Origin of the sequence: Sinosporangium album (assembly GCF_900100605.1) — a bacterium.
Lineage (GTDB): Bacteria > Actinomycetota > Actinomycetes > Streptosporangiales > Streptosporangiaceae > Sinosporangium > Sinosporangium album.
In genome coordinates this window covers 1-20481 of record NZ_FNCN01000043.1, presented here as the reverse complement: position 1 = coordinate 20481, position 20481 = coordinate 1, and the positions used below count along the sequence as shown (strand labels likewise).

Below are 20481 nucleotides of genomic sequence, written 5' to 3'. Positions count from 1 at the left end.
GGCTCACACGAGCCGCCGCCTCGTCGCGTCTGCGCCGGTCCTTCGTGCGGGTGTCGGTGCACGGCCGCCACCGCCCACAACCGGGCGTCACCGTGCCGGAGAGATGGTCTCCGGAGGCGACCACCGTCGCTCGTCCCATCAGATTCTCCCGAGGGGACCGTTGCCTTCAGGCGGCGGGGGAATCGGGAGCGGGAGGGCCGCCAAGGCCCGGGCGTGCCCTGACCTGTCCGGTCCGCGCGTCGGAGGTCTGCGGTCTTGGGCGTGTCGGATGTGCGGCGGCGTCATGATGACCGGGTGACCCGCCAGGTGCCCACCTCTCCCGGTGCTGCGTTCGACCTCGGCCACCGCGTGGTGCGGTGCCCGTGGTGCCGCCGCCCGGTCCCGGGCGGGCGGGTGGAGGCCCGCCTCCGGGAGCCGATCGGTGCCGGGGACCGAGGGCACGGCCGGCGGGTCGCGGCGCTTGAGGTGGTGCCCGGCTGCGTGCACCTGCCCGTCAAGGCGCAGCCGGAGAACCCGCTGCCGCATGTCGCCGACCGGTCCAGGGGGTCCGCCTCCGGCCACCCGCGCGCCGGGTTCGGTCATCCGCGTTCCCGGCTGCCCGCGCCGCGGTCGCGGTCCCGGTGCCTCCCCGGGGGTGGTGGCCGTGCGTAGGTCGTTCAAGTTCCTGATGCGCCCCACCGCCCGGCAGGCCGCCGCGCTTGCCGCGTGTCTGGAGGACCACCGGGAGCTGTACAACGCCGCGTTGGAGCACCGCCGCACCGCCTACGGCAAGGCGGGCGTCACCGTCCGCTACGGCGACCAGTCGGGAGAGTTGAAGCACATCCGCGCCGGCGACCCCGGCGGGCAGGGACGGTGGTCGTTCTCCTCCCAGCAGGCCACCCTGCGCCGTCTGGACAGGGCGTTCAAGGCGTTCTTCGCCCGCGTCGAAGCAGGTCGCGCGCCCGGTTTCCCCCGCTTCAAAGGGCGCGGCCGGTTCGACACCGTGGAATGGCCCAAAGACGGCGACGGGTGCCGGTGGGACTCCCAGCCCGACCACCCGACCGCGACGTATGTCCGGCTTCAGGGTGTCGGGCATGTGCGGGTCCACCGGCACCGCCGCGTGTCCGGCACCGTCAAGACGATCGGTGTGAAGCGGGAGGGCTCCCGCTGGTACGTGGTCCTGTCGTGCGACGGCGTGCCCGCCCGGCCGCTCCCGGCCACCGGTGCGGCGGTCGGCCTGGACATGGGGGTCGCCTCCCTGGTGACGACCAGCGGCGGCGAGCACTTGGACAACCCGCGCCACCTGGCTGCCTCCGCCGGCCGCCTCACCGCCGCGCAGCAGGCCCTGGCCCGGAAGAAGCGCGGGTCGACGCGCCGCCGCAAGCAGGTGGCGCGCATCGCCGCGCTGCACGCCAGGGTGCGGCGTCAGCGCCTGGACGGCGCGCACAAGGCGGCGAACGCGCTGGTCCGCGGCTACGACGTGATCGTCCACGAGGACCTGAAGATCGCGAACATGACCCGCAGCGCGTCCGGGACGGTCGAGGCTCCGGGTCGGAACGTCGCGGCCAAGTCCGGTCTGAACCGTTCGATTCTGGACGCGGGTTGGGGGGTGTTCCTGCAGGTCCTCGCGCACAAGGCTGAAAGCGCCGGTCGGGAGCTGATCGCGGTGGACCCCGCCGGCACCTCCCGCACCTGTGCCCGCTGCGGGCACCGCGCGAAGGAGAACCGCACCACCCAGGCCGGGTTCGCGTGTACGGCGTGCGGGCACGAAGCGCACGCCGATGTGAACGCGGCGGTCAACATCTTGAGGGCAGGGCTTGCCCTTCGCCGGGCTGCGGAAGCGGCTTAGCGAGAAGCCGCCTCCTTCAGGAGGCGGAGGAGTCACACGTGTGGTGACGATGAGCGGAGGAGTCACCTCGATCGGCGAGATCGACCACGTCAGCCGCCGTCTCGTCGCCGACAAGAGGACGACGATCGGCGAACTGATGCGCGGCGGCCACCTGCGGACGGAGGCCGGCACGTGAGCGAGCCCGTCGTCATCGCCTCCATCGTTGAAGGCGAGGGGGAGGTCACCGCGCTGCCAGTCCTGTTGAGAAGGATCGCGACCGAACTATCGGTGTGGAATTTGGCTCTTCCGCGGCCACATCGGGTGACACGGAGCAAGCTCTTGGCGCCGGGTGGAGTTGAGAATGCTGTGCTCCAGGTTTCCTACCAGGTGGGAAACGTTGGAGGAGTTCTGATTCTCATCGACTCCGACGACGATTGTCCCGCTGAGCTGGGGCCCACGTTGCTCGAAAGGGGACGTTCCGTACGCGCTGATCGTGAGATCTCTGTGGTTCTCGCCCATCGGGAGTTCGAGGCGTGGTTCCTGGCCGCCGCAGCATCGTTGGGCGGCTGCCGAGGACTCGCTGATCCGCTGGAGCGACCTTCGGATCCAGAGGCGATCCGAGGGGCCAAAGAGTGGCTGTCCGCGCGCAAGACCGATGGCACCAGCTACAAGCCGACGGTGGATCAGGCGGGATTGGCCGCCGCATTCGACCTCCCAGCAGCTCGCAAGTCGGCGCCGTCCTTTGACAAGTCCTGGCGTGATGTCGAGCGGCTCCTCGTCGGCTCCTGATCAAGTCGGTCGACGGCTGTCAGGCATATGAGTAGCGGACATGGTGTCCCTCTGACCGCGCGGCCAGGCATGGGCGAAGTTGTCAGTGGTGGTCGGCGGCCGTAGGCGTCCGGTCGTTCATTGGGGCGGGGGAGTCGTGGCACGATGACGGGGTGTCCAGGGTGGAGATCGCGGTGAGCGTGCGGGCGGGGGCGTCGGCGGAGCGGGTGTTCGCGGTGCTCACGGACTGGCCGCGGCACCGGGAGTGGATGGTGTTGACGTCCGCGGAGGTGCGCGAGGGGGACGGCAGGAGCGTGGGCAGCCGGATCGCGGCGTTCAGCGGGGTCGGGCCGGCGGGGTTCCTGGACACGATGACGATCACCCGGTGGGAGCCGCCACACCTGGTCGAGGTGGCGCACACCGGGCGGCTGGTGCGTGGATCCGGGGCTTTCCGCATCGAGGACACCGGCCCGGGGCGTTCGGTCATCACGTGGTGGGAGTCGCTGGACTTGCCGTTCGGCCCGGTGGGCCGGGTGGGTTGGCTGCCGGTCCGGCCGTTGAGCGAGGCGCTGCTGCGGCTGTCGCTCCAGCGCCTCGCCCGCCTGGCCGCCCGTCCCGGCTGACAGCGGTCTCGGCGCCGGTCGGGGGCTCAGGGACCGGAGGCGGCAGGGCCGCACTGGGCAGGTGCCCTGCGCGTCCCCCAGGTCAGGTGGGCAGCGACCCGAGCCGGCCGGTCAGGATCTCGTTGACCTCGTCTCGCCCTTCCTGTTGGATCCAGTGGCCGTAGCCGTCGAATGTGCGCGAGGAGACCTAACCCGGCAGGGTGACGGGGAATGCCTTGATGGCGGCGGCCCAGTCTCGATTCATGTTCCGGTAGCGGTTGAGCGCCCCGCGGAAACCGGTCCGCCTGCATCTAATCTGCGTCCCCGCCCGCATGTTGATCCCCTGGAGCAGGGTCGGACCATGTCTGAGCAGCGGCTCTTTTTGGGCTATCGCCGAGATCGACCGAAAGGGTGATTTTGGGTGGATCATGGATGTATAGTCATAAATCCGAGGAGCAGAGCGTGACCCCGCATGCTCATGCGGCGGGGGCGAGGTCGACGGGGGTCCCCTCTTGCGCGTTGCTCGTTCTCTTGGGGAACGATCGTAGATGGCTGCCTCCAGGACAGCAGCGCAGGGGAAGAGGTAACGGGGTGCCCAACGGTATGCTTTCCGACCCGAGCCCATCAAATGGCCCATCGCCAAGCTCCTCTGCGGGGCCCTCGCAGTCCCCAAGCAACCCCGCCTCGCCCAGTCCCTCGCCTAGCGGGAGCGGCTCGCCCAGTCCCTCGCCTAGCGGGAGCGGCTCGCCCAGTCCCTCGCCTAGCGGGAGCGGCTCTCCGAGCCCTTCGCCTAGCGGGAGCGGCTCTCCGAGCCCTTCGCCTAGCGGGAGCGGCTCTCCGAGCCCTTCGCCTAGCGGGAGCGGCTCTCCGAGCCCTTCGCCTAGCGGGAGCGGCTCTCCGAGCCCTTCGCCTAGCGGGAGCGGCTCTCCGAGCCCTTCGCCTAGTGAGACGGGGCCGCCGAGCCCGTCGGCAGGCGGCCCCAGTACTCCTCTCACCTCGAACAATCCGTGCCCGCACCAGCCCCGCTGCGTTGAACCATGCTTTCCCCCCGGCCTCCTGCCCAGCGACGACCTCCCTGTCATCACTCCGCCCGGTCCCAAGAAGCCCGCGCCGAGCGACCGGGGCTGCCTCGGTTTCGACACGAGCACCATCGCCTCCTTCGGCCACACGCTGGAGTCCGCCGGCAGGTCGGTCGGTCAGATCGGCGCCGCCACTCCCTTCTTTGACGGCTCGAACCTCTTGCCCTTCGCCGGGATTCCGGCCATCGGACTCATGTACGTCCATCGACTCAACAACATCTCCCAGCTCTGGGCCGACTGCGCCGACATCCTGGAGCGCGTGCTCGACCAGGACTCGGACAAGATCGACAAGGTCGCCGCCACCTACACCTGCGCCGAGGATGAGGCCAAGGCCGCGGCTGCCCGACTGAAGCGCTGAAAGGCATCCCATGCCCGATCCCTCACCCCGGCCGCCCGCCTTTAGCCTCCCGAAGAACCTCCCTCCCACTAGCCCCGGGAAGCTGAACGTCCTTAATAACGAGGGGAGGTTGGTACGAACCGTCACTTTCAGCCGTCCCACCGACCCAGGGTTCTTCAAGTCCGTGCTCACACAGGTGAGAACTCACAGCAACCCGGTCAGGCAGGGACTGGTCATGGCCGGAGTCGGCCTGCCGGGCGTGGTCATCGTGGGGGCCGTGATGGCCAACATCGGCAACCCTGCTCTGTTCGTCTTCCGGCGGGATACCTGGAAGGAGATGCTGGGCTACCTCAAAGGCAGCGCATGGGATGTGTGGCTGGTCTACTTCAGCGACATCTCACCCAACTGGAAGGGCCACGCAGTGGAGACTTTCCAGCAGTACCTCCGGTTCAAGCTGATCGGCATGTTCGACCAGCTCGGTGCCATCGCCAAGGAGATGAACGGCACCATGCACAGCCAGTACAAGGAGGTACTGGAGTACGACCTCTCGGCGCTCACCCTGATGGCGACCTCCGCGCCCGTCTTCGGAGCTCTCAAGAACCTGAGCGCGCACCCCTTGGGCAGAGTCGCCCTCATAGCGCAGGCCGGGGCCTTCATCACGGCGGCGGGCAATCTGATCAAGCAGTTCGCCGACATCTACACCAAGTACGAAAGTGCGCTCAACGACCTCGAGACCAAAGCGTTCGACCTCAAGGGCCTGTTCTACGTGAGCGGCAACCCCGCGATGGGACCGCGCGACCTGAACATGAGTCCGCAGGTCGCCAACACCGCCTACTGGGCACCGGTCAACGAAGAGACGGCATGAGGCACAACGACGCCTTCGACACCGGACCGGGTGATATCGGCAAGCTGGTCGGCGATATCCACAACTGGGTCGACGCGATGGCCACGACACTACGCGAGCTCGAGGAACAGACGCTGACCGGCTACGACGAAAGCGGGCGAGTCACGGCCAAGGTCTCGGGCTCAGGGCGGCTCCTGAAGGTCACCGTCGCTCCGCAGGCGATGCGTGACCTCGACCACGTCGAGGTCGCCGAGGCCGTACGGCAGGCGATCGAAGCCGCACGCATCGCTATGGCCGAGGAGTTGACCACGGCCATGAACGCGCTGACCCACGGAATGCCGCAGCCTGACCCCAACCACGATCCTTTCGCCGCGTACTTCAACGACATCCTGCGGGGCGGGTGAGCATGGACGATCTGGGCGATCTGGGCGATCTGGGCGAGCTGCGCAGGCTGGCCGAACAGTTGTCGAAATCGTCGGCTGCGTTCGAGGCATCGGTCGCGCAGTGGAGTGAGCGGCGCTTCACCGGCACGGCTGACAAGGGCGGCGTCGTCGCCACTGTAGACGCGGCAGGGAACCTGCTGTCCCTCGAGATCAGCCCGCTGAGCAAGCGCAGGCTCGACGGCGTGACCATCGGCGACGCCGTGGTCGCTGCGGTGCACGCGGGCGAACTGGCGGCCGCCGAGGCGAAGGAGGCCATGATGCGGGAGCTGCAGGCCGGCGCGGGCCCTCATGTCGGCAGCCTGCTCAGCGAGGCCCAGCGCTCGTTCGAGACCCGCAGTGGCCTCAAACGCGACTGTGACTGACGGCGACGTGATATGTGGACACCGTCCCAAGGTCGGCCCGTAAGCACCCCCGTCCGTGCATCGGTCGCCGAGCGGACCAAGGGGGCTGCCCGTGACGTTGCGCCGAACCCTGACGTGGAACTGCGGTGCCGAGATGGCCCGCCACGCCGCGCCATTCGGTGGCCGCTGACATCGAGGTGTACTTCGCCCACCCGCATTCGCCCTGGGAGTGGGGGCACCAACGAGAACACGAACCGGTGGCTCCGCGAGTACTTGACGGGGTTGTCGTGGGTCGGGTAGTTGATCTGCTTGTGGCGTTGTGGCGCGGTCTGGCGGTTGCGACACTAGGAAGTTGCGCGGCCCCGGTGAGGTCCAGTGTGTGTGCGGCCGGGGGCGTGACGCAGGATGGTCGCGTCGTCGAGACCGGAGGGGTGGCACAACACGTGTCCAGATGTCTTGCCGAGCCGTACGCCGGGGGATCGTTCGACGTTGTTCCCGTGCTCTCGTGACGGTTCCGGGCCCGGTGTCGTCGGGGGAAGCAGCGTGGGGGAGCGGTTCGGACAGCGGCCTGTTGAACGGGTTGTTGCCGCCCAACGCGGTGGCGGTGGAGTTGTTCAAGGATGCCGTCGACCCGGAGCTCCATCCGGAGGCGCGGCTTTTTCCTGAGGAAGAGGCGACGATCGCGAAGGCGGTGGAGCGTCGCCGGCACGAGTTCATCACTGTCCGGGTGTGTGCGAGGCGGGCGCTGGCGGGCCTGGGGTTCGGGCGGGTGCCGATTGTGCCGGGGGAGGCGCGGGCTCCGGTGTGGCCGGGGGGCGTGGTGGGGAGCATGACGCACTGCCAGGGGTATCGGGCGTGTGTGGTCGCCTGGGAGCGCGACCTTGTTTCGGTGGGGATCGACGCGGAGCCGGCGGGGCCGCTGCCGGAGGGGGTGTTGGAGGCGGTGACGCTTCCGGAGGAGCGCACGAGGTTGGCCCACCTGGGCTCGGTGGAACCCGGTGTTCCGTGGGAGAAGCTGATCTTCTCCGCTAAGGAGGCCGTTTATAAGGCGTGGTATCCGTTGGCGCGGCGCTGGCTGGGGTTCGAGGACGCTCGCATCGTGTTCCACGTGGACGGCACTTTCACCGCGAGCCTCCTCGTCCCCGGGCCGGTGGTCGCGGGGGAGGCGCTCGCCGGGTTCGAGGGGCGCTGGTTGGCCCGGGACGGGCTGGTGATCACGGCGATCGCTCATCCCGCCGCGGGCTGACGGCTCTGGCGCGGCAAGCCGCTCCCGGACGCGGAGGGTCGGGGAGCGGCCTGGTGGGGCGCCGGGTCAGTGGTGCCCGATGATGCGGGTCTGCCGGCCGACGGCGCCGGGGGTGTCGGCGATGCGGATGGTGTGGCGTCCCTGACCATGGCCGATCGGAAGGCGTTCGACGAGGCGTGTGATGCCGTCGTCGACCCGCCGGAGGAGATGGGGATCTCCATCGCCGCGCTCCTCACCGGCCGCCGCCTGGCCGAGGGAGGCGAGGAGCGCACGACGGCGGAGCAGGCGGCCGATCCGGCTCCCGCCGTACACGCCCTGCTGGTCGGCCTGTTCCAGGACCGCGTCCTGCACGGGGCGGAGACGGCGGCCGACTACGACGAGCGTGCCGTGGTCGCCCTGGTGGGCATGCTGCGCACGTGAATCACGCCGGGTAGCGGCGCGGGGTGTAGACGACGCGGCCGGCGGGCCGGTCGGCGACGCGGGTGGTGCTGGAGCCGATGAGGAGCATGCAGCGCATGTCGACCGCCGCCGGGTCGAGGTCGCCCAGGGTGGTGACGGTGACGGTTTCGGCGGGGGAGCCGACGGCGCGGCCGATGACGACGGGGGTGTCGGGGGCGCGGTGGGCGAGGAGGAGGTCCTTGGCCGCGTCCACCTGCCATGTACGGCTGCGCGACGCCGGGTTGTAGATCGCGATGACAAGGTCGGCCTTGGCGGCGGCGCTGATGCGCCCGGCGATGATGTCCCACGGTTTGAGCAGGTCGGACAGGGACAGCACGCAGTAGTCGTGGCCGAGGGGAGCGCCGACGCGCGACGCGACGGCGTGGGCGGCGGTGAGGCCGGGCACGACGCGGACGGGCACGTCGGCGAAGCGCGGCTCGCACGACACTTCGAGTACGGCGCTGGCCATGGCGAACACGCCCGGGTCGCCGGACGACACGACGGCGACGCGGGAGCCGGCGAGGGCCAGGTCGAGGGCGTGGGCGGCGCGTTCGGCCTCGACGCGGTTGTCGGTGGGGTGGCGCCGCTGGCGCGGGTTCGGCGGCACGCGGTCGAGGTAGGGGCCGTAGCCGATGAGCTCGTCGGCGGCGGCCAGCTCGTGCTGCGCCTCGGGGGTGAGCCACGGGCTGCCGGCGGGGCCGAGGCCGACGACGACGACCTCGCCCGTGCCGTACGGCTTGGGCGCCGCCTCGGCCGGGACGGGCAGGGCGGCGTTGACGGGGCTGGGGAGGAGGGCGAGGGAGAAGTACGGCACGCTCGCCGGGTCCACGTCGGCCAGGGGGGCGATGCGCTGCGCGCCGGTGGTGGCGCGCTCGACGTACCACGCCTCGTCGAGGCGTCCGGCCTTGGTGAACGCCTCCTTGACCCGTTCGAACGTGCGGCCCAGTTTGAGCACGGCGGCCGAGTCGGTGGCGGCGAGCCGTTCTGCGAGCACGTCGGGCGGCAGCGTGCCGGGCAGCACGGTGAGCGTTTCGTCCCGCTCGACGAGGGGCCTGCCGAGTACGGCGGATGCCCCGCTGACCGACGTCACCCCCGGCACGACCTCCGTCGGGTAGCGCCCCGCGAGCCGCTTGTGCATGTGCATGTACGACCCGTAGAAGAGCGGGTCGCCCTCGCTCAGCACCACCACCGTGCGGCCCGCGTCGAGGTGGGCGGCCAGCCGCTCGGCGCACGAGGCGTAGAACTCGTCGATCGCGCCCTGGTAGCCGCCGGGGTGGTCGGTGGTCTCCGTCGTGACGGGGTAGATGAGGGCCTCTTCGATCTGGCCGCCCCGGAAGTACGGCTCCGCCACCGACCTGGCGATACTCCTGCCGTGCCGGGCGCTGTGGTAGGCGATCACGTCGGCCTCGCCGATGAGCCGGGCGGCCTTGACGGTCACGAGTTCCGGGTCGCCGGGGCCGAGCCCGACCCCGTAGAGCTTACCCGTCATGTCTGTGTCCTCTGCCGTCGCTGCCGTGTCCATCCGGTGTCCATCACGTGCCGATCACGCGTCCGCCGCCGCGTTCGCCGCGCCGGACCGTGGTGTCGTAGTTCCGCTTCGCCCACGTGCCGATCACGCGTCCGCCGCCGCGTTCGCCGCGCCGGACCGTGGTGTCGTAGTTCCGCTTCGCCGGCCGTCCGGGGGCTCGGGGAGTCCGGCCCGCCGGGTTGTTCGGCCAGGGCGTGGTCCCGGCTCACTCCTGCTCGCTCGCGATGGCGTTGACCGCGGCGGCGGCCATGGCGCTGCCGCCCCGGCGGCCGTGGACGACGAGGTGTTCGAGGGCGGACGGGTGGTCGGCGAGGGCCTGCTTGGACTCGGCGGCGCCGATGAACCCGACGGGGATGCCGAGCACGGCGGCCGGTCGGCCGGCGCCCTCCTCCACCAGTTCGAGCAGCCTGAACAGCGCCGTCGGCGCGTTGCCGACGGCGACGACGGCGCCGTCGAGCTTGTCGCGCCACAGTTCGAGCGCGGCGGCGCTGCGGGTGGTGCCGAGGCGCGCGGCGAGGTCGGGCACGCGGGGGTCGCCGAGGGTGCAGATGACCGGATTGTCGGCGGGGAGGCGCTTGCGGGTGACGCCGGAGGCGACCATCATCGCGTCGCACAGGATAGGCGCTCCCGCGCGCAGCGCCGCGTGCGCGGCGGCGGCGACGCCGGGGCTGTAGGCGATGTCCTCGACGAGGTCGACCATGCCGCAGGCGTGCACCATGCGGACGGCGACGCGGGCGACATCCTCCGGCATGCCGGAAAGGTCGGTCTCGGCGCGGATGGTGGCGAAGGAGCGGCGGTAGATCTCCGCGCCGTCCTTGACGTAGTCGCTCAACGTTCCCCTCTGACAGCCGCCGTCGCGGCCACGGTTTCCTGGAGATCGGCGCAGTTCACACCGACATTTCCGAAATCGACACGATAGCCGTTGCCGGTCGCGACCACGTCCACCACCCGCCCCTTCGGGCGTCCGCACCGCCGCGCGCAGCCCGCCCAATGCACGGGAGCCCGGTGCACGGGAAGCGTACCCGCCTCCGCCGGGCGCGCCGCACCCAGGCCCACGGCCGAAGCGTCCACGGCCGAAGCGTCCACGGCCGCCGCCGCGTCCGCCTGGACGTCGGCCAGCGACTTCGCGCACCCCGGACGCCCCGTACAGGCCGTCACCCCGACCCACGGCGAGGCGGGATCGGCCACCAGGCCGGCGGCGGCCAGCCGCTCGGTCCACGCGTCGAGGTCCGCCGCGGCAAGGCCCGGCACGACGACGCCGCGCCACGGCGTCAGCCGTACGGCACGGCCGGTGGCCTCGCTCGCCTCGGCGAGCAGGTCGAGCTGCGCGGAGGTGAGGCGGCCGAGCGGTACGGCGAGAGCCAGCGCCACCCGGCCGTCGAGCTGGGCGACCGGGCCGGGGGGGACCGGGCCGGGAGGGACTGCGCTGCGGGGGACCGGGCCGGGGGGGACTGCGCTGCGGGGGACCGGGCTGGGGGGGACCGGGAGCGGCCCGCCGTCGGGGTCGGCGGAGGCGGGGGCCATGGGGAGCGGGCCGGTGGCGGGGGCGGAGGTGGACGGGGCTGTGCCGTACAGGCTTGTCGCCCTGTGAGGGGCGGTGAGCAGACGGGCCGTGACACGCCGGGGGCCGTCGGGCAGTTCGGCGATACGCCAGGCGCGCGTCCCGTCGGCGGCGACCTCGTCGAGGAACGCGGAGGCAGCGGCGAGCATGGCCGCTACGGCGTGGGCGGCGGGCACCCGCAGACCCGTGTCCACGCCGGCGAGAAGCAGCGCCACCTGCGGCGGGCCGGCTTTCGCCGTACGGTCCGGCGTTCCCCCGCCGAGCGGGACGGCGGTGACGTCGGCGTCGAGGGCGGTGGCGTCGCCCCGGCCGTCGTCGAGGGCGAACAGGAAGCGGCCGGGGAGCGCGGCGAGGGCCGGGGCGGCGCACAGGGCCGCGTCGAGGGCGGTGGCGAGGGGGGCGACGTCGAGGAGGCTCTGATCGTCGAGCCCGCTGAAGGGGGAGGCGACGATGTTGCGTACGCGCTCGTGGGTGCGGGACGGCAGCAGCCCGGCGTCGGCGAGGCGGGCCGCGAGGGGGAGCTCGGCGCCGGAGGCGAGGCCCCGCATCTGGATGTTCGCGCGGGAGGTGAGTTCGACGGGCGCGAAGGCGGCGAGGAGCCTGAGCTGTGGTGCGGTGACGTGGCCGCCGGGCACGCGGATGCGGGCCAGGCCGCCGTCGGCGGCCTGGTGGACGTGGAGCGCTCCCGGGCACGCGTCCGCCCGGGCGCGCCCGCCGGGGGCGGGCGTGCGGCCCGGGTCGCCGATCGCCGTCATCGGGCCGCCGCCCCGGATGGCGCTGCGAGAGCTCGGATCGCCGGACGAAAACGATGAATCCACACGTATCGAAGGTATACACCGGTTTCTTGTGACCGATCGCCCTGCCGTAGGCTCACCGTAGGTGACGGTCCTGGGAGGAAGCCGGTGAGATTCCGGCGTGGTCCCGCCACTGTGACCGGGGAGCGACCCCCACCGCGCGCCACTGCCCGAAAACCGGGCGGGAAGGCTGGGGCGAGCGTCGATCCGGGAGCCAGGAGACTCCCGCCGTCGCGACCACCACAACCCGGGGCGAGGACCCCGAGGGAGGACGCTCAGTGCGCTGTCTGCCGTGCCCATGCCGTTCGACGGTCCCGACGCACCAGGCGGGAGGCCAGGCATGATCCTTCTGCTCTCGACCTCCGACACCGATCTTCTGAGCGCTCGCGCGAGCGGAGCCGACTACCGGCTCGGCAACCCCGCGCGGCTCACCGCCGACGACCTCCCGCCCCTCCTGGAAGGCGCGGACCTCGTCGTGGTCCGGCTCCTCGGCGGGCGCAGAGCCTGGGAGGAAGGGCTCGACCTGCTGCTCGCCGGGCCGAGACCCGTGGTGGTGCTCGGCGGCGAACAGGCCCCCGACGCCGAGCTCATGGAGCTCGCCACCGTGCCCGGAGGTGTGTGCGCGCAAGCCCACGCCTACCTCGCCCACGGCGGCCCGGCCAACCTCGCCGAGCTGCACAACTTCCTGTCCGACACCGTGCTGCTGACCGGCCACGGGTTCGCCCCGCCCGTCGAGACCCCGTCGTGGGGCGTGCTCGACCGCGAGACCCGCCGCACCGACGGACCGGTCATCGGCGTCCTCTACTACCGGGCCCACCACGTCGCCGGCAACACCGCGTTCGTCGAGACCCTGTGCTCGGCCGTCGAAGACGCGGGCGGCCAGGCCGTGCCCCTCTACTGCGCCTCCCTGCGCACGGCGGAGCCCGACCTGCTGGCCAAGCTGCGCACGCTCGACGCCCTCGTGGTCACCGTACTCGCCGCCGGAGGCACCCGCCCCGCCACCGCCTCGGCCGGAGGCGACGACGAGGCGTGGGACGTCGGGGCGCTCGCCGAGCTCGACATCCCCATCCTGCAAGGCCTCTGCCTCACCGCGAGCCGCGACTCGTGGGAGGAGAACGACGACGGCCTGTCCCCCCTCGACGCCGCCACCCAGGTGGCCATCCCCGAGTTCGACGGGCGCATCATCACCGTCCCGTTCTCGTTCAAGGAGATCGACGAGGACGGCCTCACCGTCTACCGCGCCGACCCCGAGCGCGCCGCCAGAGTCGCTGGCATCGCCGTACGGCACGGCGCGCTCCGCCACATCCCGCCCGCCGAGCGGCGCATCGTGCTGATGCTGTCGGCCTACCCGACCAAGCACTCCCGCATTGGCAACGCCGTCGGCCTCGACACGCCCGCCAGCGTGGTGAGGCTGCTCGCCGCGCTGAAAGAGCACGGCTACGACATCGGCGCCGACGGCGAACTGCCCGGAGTGGTCGCCCAGGACGGCGACGCCCTCATCCACGCCCTCATCGCCGCCGGCGGACAGGACCAGGACTGGCTCACCGAAGAGCAGCTCGCCGGCAACCCGGTGCGCATCGCGGCGAGCCGCTACGCCCAGTGGTACGGCACACTGCCGCAGGAGCTGCGCGACGACATAGAGCAGCACTGGGGCCCGCCGCCCGGTGAACTCTTCGTCGACCGCTCCGCCGACCCCGACGGCGAGATCGTGCTGGCCGCGCTCCGCGCCGGCAACATCGTCGTCATGGTGCAGCCGCCGCGCGGCTTCGGCGAGAACCCCATCGCGATCTACCACGACCCCGACCTGCCGCCGAGCCACCACTACCTCGCCGCCTACCGCTGGCTGTCCGACGGCTTCGGCGCCCACGCCGTCGTCCACGTCGGCAAGCACGGCAACCTCGAATGGCTGCCCGGCAAATCCGCCGGCATGTCGGCCACCTGTGGCCCCGACGCCGCCCTCGGCGACCTGCCGCTGATCTACCCGTTCCTCGTCAACGACCCCGGCGAAGGCACCCAGGCCAAGCGCCGCGCCCACGCCACCCTCGTCGACCACCTCGTGCCGCCGATGGCCCGCGCCGACACCTACGGCGACATGGCCAGACTCGAACAGCTCCTCGACGAGCACTCCTCGATCGCCGCCATGGACCCGGCCAAGCTGCCCGCCATCCGGGCGCAGATCTGGACCCTCATCCAGGCGGCCAAACTCGACCACGACCTCGGCGTCGACGACAGGCCGCACGACGCGGAGTTCGACGACTTCCTGCTGCACCTCGACGGGTGGCTGTGCGAGGTCAAGGACGTGCAGATCCGCGACGGCCTCCACGTCCTCGGCGCGGCGCCCGAAGGCGCCGGCCGGGTCGACCTGGTGCTGGCGATGCTGCGCGCCAGGCAGATGTGGGCGGGCAAGCAGGCGCTGCCCGGCCTGCGCGAAGCGCTCGGCCTCGCCGAGGACGGCACCGTCGGCCGCCTTACCGTCGACCAGGCGGAGAGCGCGGCGCGAGCGCTCGTCGAGGGCATGGAGGAGCGGGGCTGGGACGCGGAGGCGGCGGGCGAGGTGGCGTCGGCCGTACTCGCCGGCACCGATGCGGATCACGGTGCGGATCACGGCCTGGTCGTCGAGATCCTCCGGTTCGCCGCCGACGAGGTCGTGCCGCGTCTCGCCCGCACCACCGACGAGATCGGCGCCATCCTGCACGCCCTCGACGGCGGCTACGTGCCCGCCGGTCCCAGCGGCTCGCCGCTGCGCGGCCTCGTCAACGTGCTGCCGACCGGGCGCAACTTCTACTCCGTCGACCCCAAGGCCGTCCCCAGCAGGCTCGCCTGGGAGACCGGGCAGGCCATGGCCGACTCGCTGCTCGCCCGCTACCGCGCCGACACCGGCGAATGGCCCCGATCCGTCGGCCTGTCGGTGTGGGGCACCAGCGCCATGCGCACCGCGGGCGACGACGTCGCCGAAGTCCTTGCCCTGCTCGGCGTCCGCCCCGTCTGGGACGAGGCCTCCCGCCGCGTCACTGGCCTCGAACCCATCCCCCTCGCCGAGCTCGGCCGCCCCCGCATCGACGTCACCATCCGCATCAGCGGCTTCTTCCGCGACGCGTTCCCCCACGTCGTCGCCATGCTCGACGACGCCGTACGGCTCGTCGCCGAGCTCGACGAACCCGCCGACGACAACTACGTCCGTGCCCACGTCGCCGCCGACCGCGCCGCCCACGGCGACACGCGCCGGGCCACCATGCGGGTCTTCGGCTCGCGGCCCGGGGCGTACGGCGCCGGCCTGCTTCCCCTCATCGACAGCCGCAACTGGCGCGACGACCGCGACCTCGCCGAGGTCTACGCCGTGTGGGGCGGCTTCGCCTACGGCCGCGACCTCGACGGCGTGCCCGCCCGCGACGACATGGAGGCGGCCTACCGGCGCATCAACGTCGCCGCCAAGAACGTCGACACCCGCGAACACGACATCGCCGACTCCGACGACTACTTCCAGTACCACGGCGGCATGGTCGCCACCGTACGCGCCCTCACCGGCCGCGCCCCCGCCGCCTACATCGGCGACAGCACCCGGCCCGACGCCGTCCGCACCCGCAGCCTGTCGGAGGAGACCTCCCGCATTTTCCGCGCCCGCGTCGTCAACCCGCGCTGGCTCGCCGCCATGCGCAAACACGGCTACAAGGGCGCCTTCGAACTCGCCGCCACCGTCGACTACCTCTTCGGCTACGACGCCACCACCGACGTCGTGGCCGACTGGATGTACGACAAACTGACCGCCACCTACGTCCTCGACCCGGAGAACCAGGCCTTCCTCACCCAGTCCAACCCCTGGGCCCTCCACTCCATCGCCGAACGCCTTCTCGAAGCCGCCAACCGCGGCATGTGGGAGCACCCCGACCCCGAGATCTACGCCCAACTGCAAGAGGTCTACCTCAAAGCCGAAGGCGACCTGGAAGGCGAAGCCTAGTCATCCCCGCCCGGGCGCCCACCCTTTCGGTGGGTGCCCGGGTTTCACACTCAACGGGACCCGGCTGACCGGAGCGCGTCGATCCAATGCGCGGCGGCCTCCACGGTGTCCACATGGGGGGTGCCCTCATGGGCCGGCGGTCGCCGTACGATCACAACGGGGATGCGGAGCTCGCGGGCGGCGTCGAGCTTGGCGGTCGTCATCTGTCCGCCGCTGTCCTTCGTGACCAGCACGTCCACGTCGTGCTCGCGCATGAGCGCGATCTCGCCCTCGACCGTGAAAGGGCCCCGGCTGAGCACGATCTCGACATTGGCGGGCACCGGCGGCTCGGGCGGATCCACCGAACGGGCGAGGAACCAGACGCCATCCAGCGCCGCGAAAACCGGAAGGCTTCGGCGGCCGGTTGTAAGGAACGCTCGGCTGCCGAGGGCCGGCAGGGCCTGGGCTGCGGCCTCCAGGGACGGCACCCAATGCCAGTCGTCGCCGTCGCGCTCGCGCCAGCCGGGGCGGCGCAGCACCAGCAGCGGCACCCCGGCGGCCCGGGTGGCCTGCACGGCAGAGGCGCTCATGCGCGCCGCGAACGGGTGGGTGGCGTCGACGACGACATCCACCCCGTGGTCGCGTATCCAGGCGGCCAGGCCCTCCGCGCCACCGAAACCGCCTTCATGCACTTCCCCTACGGGCAGCTTCGGATCGCGGACCCGCCCGGCCAGCGACGAGACGACACGCAGGTCCGGCCGGCCGTACAGCGCCGCGGCAAGCCTCCTCGCCTCGTCGGTGCCGCCGAGCAGCAAGACATTCAGGTTCACGTCACGCAGAGTACGGCGTGCGCTGAGCGCGCGGCGGCCCGGGGCCGATCGGCCCGTGGGCGCTGCGAGGGTAATCTGTCCCCAGACGGGAGCAGCTCGAAGAGCTCTCGTGATCTTAGATTTGCCGTGAGTCGTCGCTATCCGCTGATGGCGATAGGTCATCCCCTCGACAGGGCCGCCGTGAACGATTGGAACCCATTGACGTCGCTTTTCGTGAAGGTCTGTGGTCTTCGTACCGAGCGTGACGTGGACACCGCGGTGGAAGCCGGAGCTGACGCCATCGGGTTTGTCTTCGCCGAGAGTCCGCGTCAGGTAGATGCGGACACCGCGCGGCGGCTTGTACGGCGAGTGCCGGAGCATGTGCTTACGGTCGCTGTCTTCCGCAACCAGTCGTTGGGGGAGGTACGGGCTTTGAGCTCCGCCGCGGGCGTGGGCGCGGTTCAGCTGCACGGGAGCGAGGGGCGCGACTACTACGACATTCTGCGCCAGGACGACGTCGTACTGATCCGCGGCGCCGCCTTTCGTGAGCCGATCCCGCAGTATGGCGATATGGGGGAGGATATGCTCCTTCTCGACGCCCCCACGCCCGGGGCGGGCGTCCCCTGGAACTGGGCGCAATTCGGGTCATCAACGGACAAGTGGCTTCTCGCCGGAGGTCTCACTCCGGACAACGTCGGGGAAGCCATCGCGGCAACCAAGCCTTTCGGGGTAGACGTGTCAAGCGGCGTCGAGGTCAGCCGTGGGGTCAAGGACCCGGCCTTGATCACGTCCTTCATCAAGGCAGCCCGCGCCCAGGTTTAGGGGCTGTGACGTCGACCTCAAGAAGGTAACTGTCTAGAGCTCACTCCTGTGCCCCGCAGGCGCTAAGTGACCTCTTCGTTCGCATCGAAGGGGTCAGGGGTTCGAATCCCCTCATCTCCACCAGAGTAAGTACGTTCGAACCCCGGTCCCGGTTGGGTCCGGGGTTCGTCGTTTCGGCGGGAAGTGGGCCGCGCGGGCGCTGTATGGCGTCCGTGGGCCGCACCAATTCCAGGGTGGGTTTCCGTGCCTCTGGGGCACGTTTGCGGGCCTTACGGCCGCGCTGGTTGCCACCGTTCGTGGTGTCTTCGCCGTCCTGATCTCCGGCCAGCCGGTCGGCAAGGTCGGGTGTGAGTAGGTGGGCGAAGGTTTCAGTCAGGTCCGCACCATGCACCTGATCGTCGATGATCCAGAAGCGAGCGAAGACGGCCTGATTGAGCTGGCGGCGGACGGCAGGCGGGGCGCTGAGGTAGAGCCGGTGGGCGTTGACGCACAACAGCAATGCCTCCTCGACCACCCGCACAACGGCCTCGATCTGGGTTGAGGCGCGGCCGATGGCCTGCTGTGCTCCGGCCAGCTCGCGTGTGATGCGTTCCTGCTCGGACTTGAGCACGTCGCAGGCTGTACGTCTCCACCAAGTTGCCGAGCCGGTAGCTGTCGAGGCCCGGAACTAGCCGTCGCGCCAGCTTCAGCGTGTCGAACACCTCGGGCGACTCCCAGTCGGGGAGCTTGCGGCTCAGCACGCCAAGGTCGACGTGGGCGTTGTGCGCGACGAGGGCGTCAGCGTCCAGGGCGGCGAGCACGTTGCCGGTGATGGCCTCGAACGACGGGCAGTCGGCCACGTCCTTGTTGGTCAGGCCGTGGATGCGGGTGGCGAAGTGCTTGATCGGGGCGTCCGGCTTCACCAGCCAGCTCAGCGGCTCCCCGATGACACCGCCGACCACGGGGACGGCGGCCAGCTCCACCAGGTCGGGCGGCTGCTGGCCGTTGCCCTCGACGTCCACGACCACGAAGTTCAGGCTCGTCCAGTCACTCATCTTGCGTCTCGCCCTTCCAGCCGATGTTGGCACGGCCGTGCCGACGTTCACGGTGCGGGTGGCGCACGTCGTGAACCTGGAAGCCGAGGGCGTGTTGCAGGTAGTAGCGCGGCTGCTCGGTTTCCAGGCCAGACACCACGGCCGCCCGCTCGGTGATGTCCACGACCACAAGACCACGCGCCTCAGGCAGGCGTGCTGCGACCTCCCGCAACCGCTCGGGTGACGGTTGCGTGTGTGCGTTCCGGCAGAGTTCGAGCTGACTCAGCGGGCAGATGTCGCACAGCTCGGGGATGCCGATGTGGCCGTTGTAGTCCGGCAAACCGTGCGCGTACGCAACGGCGCACGAGGTCTTGCGGAACAACGGAGTGGTGTTGCCGAACGCCGCGAGGATGCGTTCCTCCAACGTCTCCGGCACGATCTTGCGCCGAGCAGTCTCGTCGTACGGCTCGGGCAGCCCGTTGGCCTTGTAGTACTCCGCGATCTCGTCCCGGTAGAACAGGCCGGTGAACACCGTGGCGTCGGCGTGCTGGGCGAGCTGGTAGGCGGCGTCCAGGTGCTCGGGGGTGTCGTTGAGACCGGGCACTAACGGACGCCAGTAGAGAACTGTGCGATACCGGCGCCGCGCTGGCCCGCTCATGAGCTTCAAGGACTCAGCCGCCACCGACGACGGGTACGGCTCGATCTCCTTGTTGTCGATGCCGCTGAACGTGAACAGCAGCGTGAGCTTGATGTGCTTGAGCTGGTTCAGCCGCTCGATGTCCTCTGGCTTCATCTGATGCCGCGTGATGACGAGGACGTGGTTGGTCAACTCGCGCTCGTCCAGGTCTTCCAACACGGCGAAGGTGTGCGGCCGGACGACAGGGAGGAACGGGTCGGTCGCCCGGTTGAACACCTGGATCGGCGTGACGTGCGGCTGGAAGTACTGGTGAGCCACCAGCTCCTCAACGGCCTGGGCGTCGGACATGAGTGCCCGCGGTACGCGCTGATCCCACAGGCCGTAGGTGTGCCGGATGCAGTACGCGCAGTCCAGCGGACAGCCCTGAATGTGGTTCAGGCTGAGGCCACTCTTGCGGTACTCCACGACCTCACGGGCACGGTCGGGAAGCTTGTCGATCTGATCCCTGCTCAGCAGGGCAACACGGGTCGCCACTGGCTACTCCCAAGCCCCTTGTGGGCGGACGCTGTTCGGCGTCCTCGTTTGGAGAGTAGGAAGGAAAGGCAGCGGTGAATAGAAAGTTTCTTATGATTTCTCGAAACATCTGGATCATACGGCTCAGCGCTGGCTCTCCTGCTCCAGGTAGCGGCGGGCGTACATCTTGAGCACGTCCTCCGGGATCTCGATCAGGGTCTCATGATCGGGCACGTCCCCGACGTCCGCGAGCGCCTGAGGGTCGGTGACCTTCCAGCCCTGGGCGATGTACGTCACCCGGTCGGCGCGGTCGGTGGCGAACAGGGTGGGCGACTGCCCCTCCTGGGACTCCGGGTCCTTGCCGAGGAACCTAGCGCGCATCGTTGCCTCCGTTGCGAGAAACTTAGCGAACCGTTCTCGACCCATCGTGGCGGGCAGGAGTGGGAGCGTCAAGCGCGGCCGGTCCCTGTCCCGAGCCAGGACTGAGGTGCCTCGAAGGTTCCGGACAGGTCCCCCGCTAGAGTGGGGGTCACCCGGAAGGTAAGAGATTTGGCCCGACAGAGAAAAAGCTTCTCGCCCGAGTACCGGGAAGAGGCCGTACGCCTAGTCATCGAGACCTCGCGCCCGGTCGCTCAAGTTGCGCGTGAGCTCGGCATCAGTTCCCACACCCTCCACAATTGGGTGAACACTTACCGGCGGGAGCAGCAGGAAGCAAACGCCGCAGCCGATCTGACGGTGGACGAAAGAGCCCGCCTCCGCGAACTCGAACGCCAGAACAGGGAACTGCGGACGGAAAACGAGTTCCTTAAAAAAGCCGCCGCTTATGCGGGTGATCGCTGTCAAGCGACCGTGTCGTTGAGCGTGTCGATGGCCTTGGCGTATGCAGCTTGACGGTCGATGTCGCCGTGGCGTTGCGCGTCGGTGTGCTGGGCTTTGAGATGACCGCGGAACTCGATGGTGGTCGC

General features: G+C 70.3%; 21 protein-coding genes, 1 tRNA gene, 1 pseudogene and 1 riboswitch. Of the genes and pseudogenes, 16 read left to right on the top strand and 7 right to left on the bottom strand.

Translation table 11 applies throughout. From position 1 onward, the window contains the following. The first annotated feature begins 294 nt into the window (after positions 1-294). The 12 genes and pseudogenes from BLQ73_RS27715 to BLQ73_RS27675 all read left to right on the top strand — a co-directional run bounded on the left by BLQ73_RS27715 (position 295) and on the right by BLQ73_RS27675 (position 7887). The gene (locus tag BLQ73_RS27715; RefSeq protein ID WP_093175082.1) at positions 295-651 is read left to right on the top strand and encodes a hypothetical protein; all 357 of its coding nucleotides are present in this window, start codon (positions 295-297) and stop codon (positions 649-651) included. Next, the gene (locus BLQ73_RS27710; protein ID WP_245691490.1) at positions 644-1828 is read left to right on the top strand and encodes an RNA-guided endonuclease InsQ/TnpB family protein; all 1185 of its coding nucleotides are present in this window, start codon (positions 644-646) and stop codon (positions 1826-1828) included. The genes BLQ73_RS27715 and BLQ73_RS27710 overlap by 8 nt, the downstream gene beginning before the upstream one ends. Positions 1829-1868: 40 nt before the next feature. Then, positions 1869-2003, top strand: a complete 135-nt coding sequence (locus BLQ73_RS34745; protein WP_275936330.1) for a hypothetical protein — start codon at positions 1869-1871, stop codon at positions 2001-2003. After that, entirely contained in the window at positions 2000-2596 is a 597-nt protein-coding gene (locus BLQ73_RS27705) for a DUF4276 family protein (protein ID WP_093175079.1), read from the top strand. Before BLQ73_RS34745 ends, BLQ73_RS27705 begins: the two co-directional genes overlap by 4 nt. Before the next feature lie 152 nt (positions 2597-2748). Continuing rightward, the gene (locus BLQ73_RS27700; RefSeq protein ID WP_093175076.1) at positions 2749-3198 is read left to right on the top strand and encodes an SRPBCC family protein; all 450 of its coding nucleotides are present in this window, start codon (positions 2749-2751) and stop codon (positions 3196-3198) included. Between the two features lie 1251 nt (positions 3199-4449). Then, complete coding sequence (locus BLQ73_RS32890; RefSeq protein ID WP_176955724.1) at positions 4450-4614, top strand: hypothetical protein; 165 nt, start codon at positions 4450-4452, stop codon at positions 4612-4614. Between the two features lie 175 nt (positions 4615-4789). After that, entirely contained in the window at positions 4790-5458 is a 669-nt protein-coding gene (locus BLQ73_RS32885) for a hypothetical protein (RefSeq protein WP_176955723.1), read from the top strand. Next, positions 5455-5841, top strand: coding sequence for a YbaB/EbfC family nucleoid-associated protein (locus tag BLQ73_RS32880; protein WP_176955722.1), 387 nt, complete (start codon positions 5455-5457; stop codon positions 5839-5841). Before BLQ73_RS32885 ends, BLQ73_RS32880 begins: the two co-directional genes overlap by 4 nt. Before the next feature lie 2 nt (positions 5842-5843). Further along, positions 5844-6242, top strand: coding sequence for a YbaB/EbfC family nucleoid-associated protein (locus BLQ73_RS27685; RefSeq protein ID WP_093175074.1), 399 nt, complete (start codon positions 5844-5846; stop codon positions 6240-6242). Between the two features lie 42 nt (positions 6243-6284). Then, positions 6285-6494, top strand: a pseudogene (locus tag BLQ73_RS35165) (transposase); the annotation flags it as partial. A gap of 232 nt (positions 6495-6726) precedes the next feature. Beyond that, positions 6727-7467, top strand: a complete 741-nt coding sequence (locus BLQ73_RS27680; RefSeq protein WP_245691488.1) for a 4'-phosphopantetheinyl transferase family protein — start codon at positions 6727-6729, stop codon at positions 7465-7467. A 72-nt stretch (positions 7468-7539) separates the two neighbouring features. Further along, positions 7540-7887: a hypothetical protein gene (locus BLQ73_RS27675; RefSeq protein ID WP_218126050.1), complete on the top strand. Its 348-nt coding sequence runs from the start codon at positions 7540-7542 to the stop codon at positions 7885-7887. A gap of 1 nt (position 7888) precedes the next feature. Here BLQ73_RS27675 and BLQ73_RS27670 read toward each other — a convergent pair whose 3' ends face one another. The 3 genes from BLQ73_RS27670 to BLQ73_RS27660 form a co-directional block, all read right to left on the bottom strand. Then, complete coding sequence (locus tag BLQ73_RS27670; protein ID WP_093175066.1) at positions 7889-9394, bottom strand: precorrin-2 C(20)-methyltransferase; 1506 nt, start codon at positions 9392-9394, stop codon at positions 7889-7891. 244 nt (positions 9395-9638) lie between these two features. Beyond that, a complete protein-coding gene (locus tag BLQ73_RS27665) occupies positions 9639-10265 on the bottom strand; it encodes a precorrin-8X methylmutase (protein ID WP_093175064.1) in 627 nt (208 codons plus the stop codon). Continuing rightward, complete coding sequence (locus BLQ73_RS27660) at positions 10262-11812, bottom strand: precorrin-3B synthase (protein WP_245691486.1); 1551 nt, start codon at positions 11810-11812, stop codon at positions 10262-10264. Before BLQ73_RS27660 ends, BLQ73_RS27665 begins: the two co-directional genes overlap by 4 nt. Before the next feature lie 75 nt (positions 11813-11887). Next, positions 11888-12012: riboswitch (cobalamin riboswitch) on the top strand. A 116-nt stretch (positions 12013-12128) separates the two neighbouring features. On the opposite strand from BLQ73_RS27660, the gene cobN reads away from it, so the two are divergent. Further along, positions 12129-15743 carry a cobaltochelatase subunit CobN gene (cobN, locus tag BLQ73_RS27655; protein WP_093175059.1) on the top strand — a complete coding sequence of 1205 codons (3615 nt, stop codon included), beginning with the start codon at positions 12129-12131 and terminating at the stop codon, positions 15741-15743. A 50-nt stretch (positions 15744-15793) separates the two neighbouring features. Here cobN and BLQ73_RS27650 read toward each other — a convergent pair whose 3' ends face one another. Further along, positions 15794-16552: a cobalt-precorrin-6A reductase gene (locus BLQ73_RS27650; RefSeq protein ID WP_245691485.1), complete on the bottom strand. Its 759-nt coding sequence runs from the start codon at positions 16550-16552 to the stop codon at positions 15794-15796. Positions 16553-16678: 126 nt separating this feature from the next. Here BLQ73_RS27650 and BLQ73_RS27645 point away from each other — a divergent pair, with 126 nt between their 5' ends. Then, complete coding sequence (locus BLQ73_RS27645) at positions 16679-17353, top strand: phosphoribosylanthranilate isomerase (RefSeq protein ID WP_245691483.1); 675 nt, start codon at positions 16679-16681, stop codon at positions 17351-17353. Next, positions 17353-17476, top strand: a tRNA-Ala gene (locus BLQ73_RS32875). The genes BLQ73_RS27645 and BLQ73_RS32875 overlap by 1 nt, the downstream gene beginning before the upstream one ends. Before the next feature lie 245 nt (positions 17477-17721). Here the strand turns inward: BLQ73_RS32875 and BLQ73_RS33600 are convergent. The 3 genes from BLQ73_RS33600 to BLQ73_RS27630 form a co-directional block, all read right to left on the bottom strand. After that, positions 17722-18387 (bottom strand): 3'-5' exonuclease, encoded by a 666-nt coding sequence (locus BLQ73_RS33600; protein WP_218126049.1) that lies wholly within the window; start codon positions 18385-18387, stop codon positions 17722-17724. After that, positions 18380-19537, bottom strand: a complete 1158-nt coding sequence (locus BLQ73_RS27635) for a radical SAM protein (protein WP_093175053.1) — start codon at positions 19535-19537, stop codon at positions 18380-18382. The genes BLQ73_RS33600 and BLQ73_RS27635 overlap by 8 nt, the downstream gene beginning before the upstream one ends. A gap of 123 nt (positions 19538-19660) precedes the next feature. Beyond that, on the bottom strand, positions 19661-19897 hold the full coding sequence (locus BLQ73_RS27630) for a hypothetical protein (protein ID WP_093175051.1): 237 nt from the start codon (positions 19895-19897) through the stop codon (positions 19661-19663). 141 nt (positions 19898-20038) lie between these two features. Between BLQ73_RS27630 and BLQ73_RS35160 the strand changes: the two genes are divergently transcribed. Beyond that, positions 20039-20407 (top strand): transposase, encoded by a 369-nt coding sequence (locus tag BLQ73_RS35160; RefSeq protein ID WP_093175048.1) that lies wholly within the window; start codon positions 20039-20041, stop codon positions 20405-20407. Positions 20408-20481: the final 74 nt, after the last annotated feature.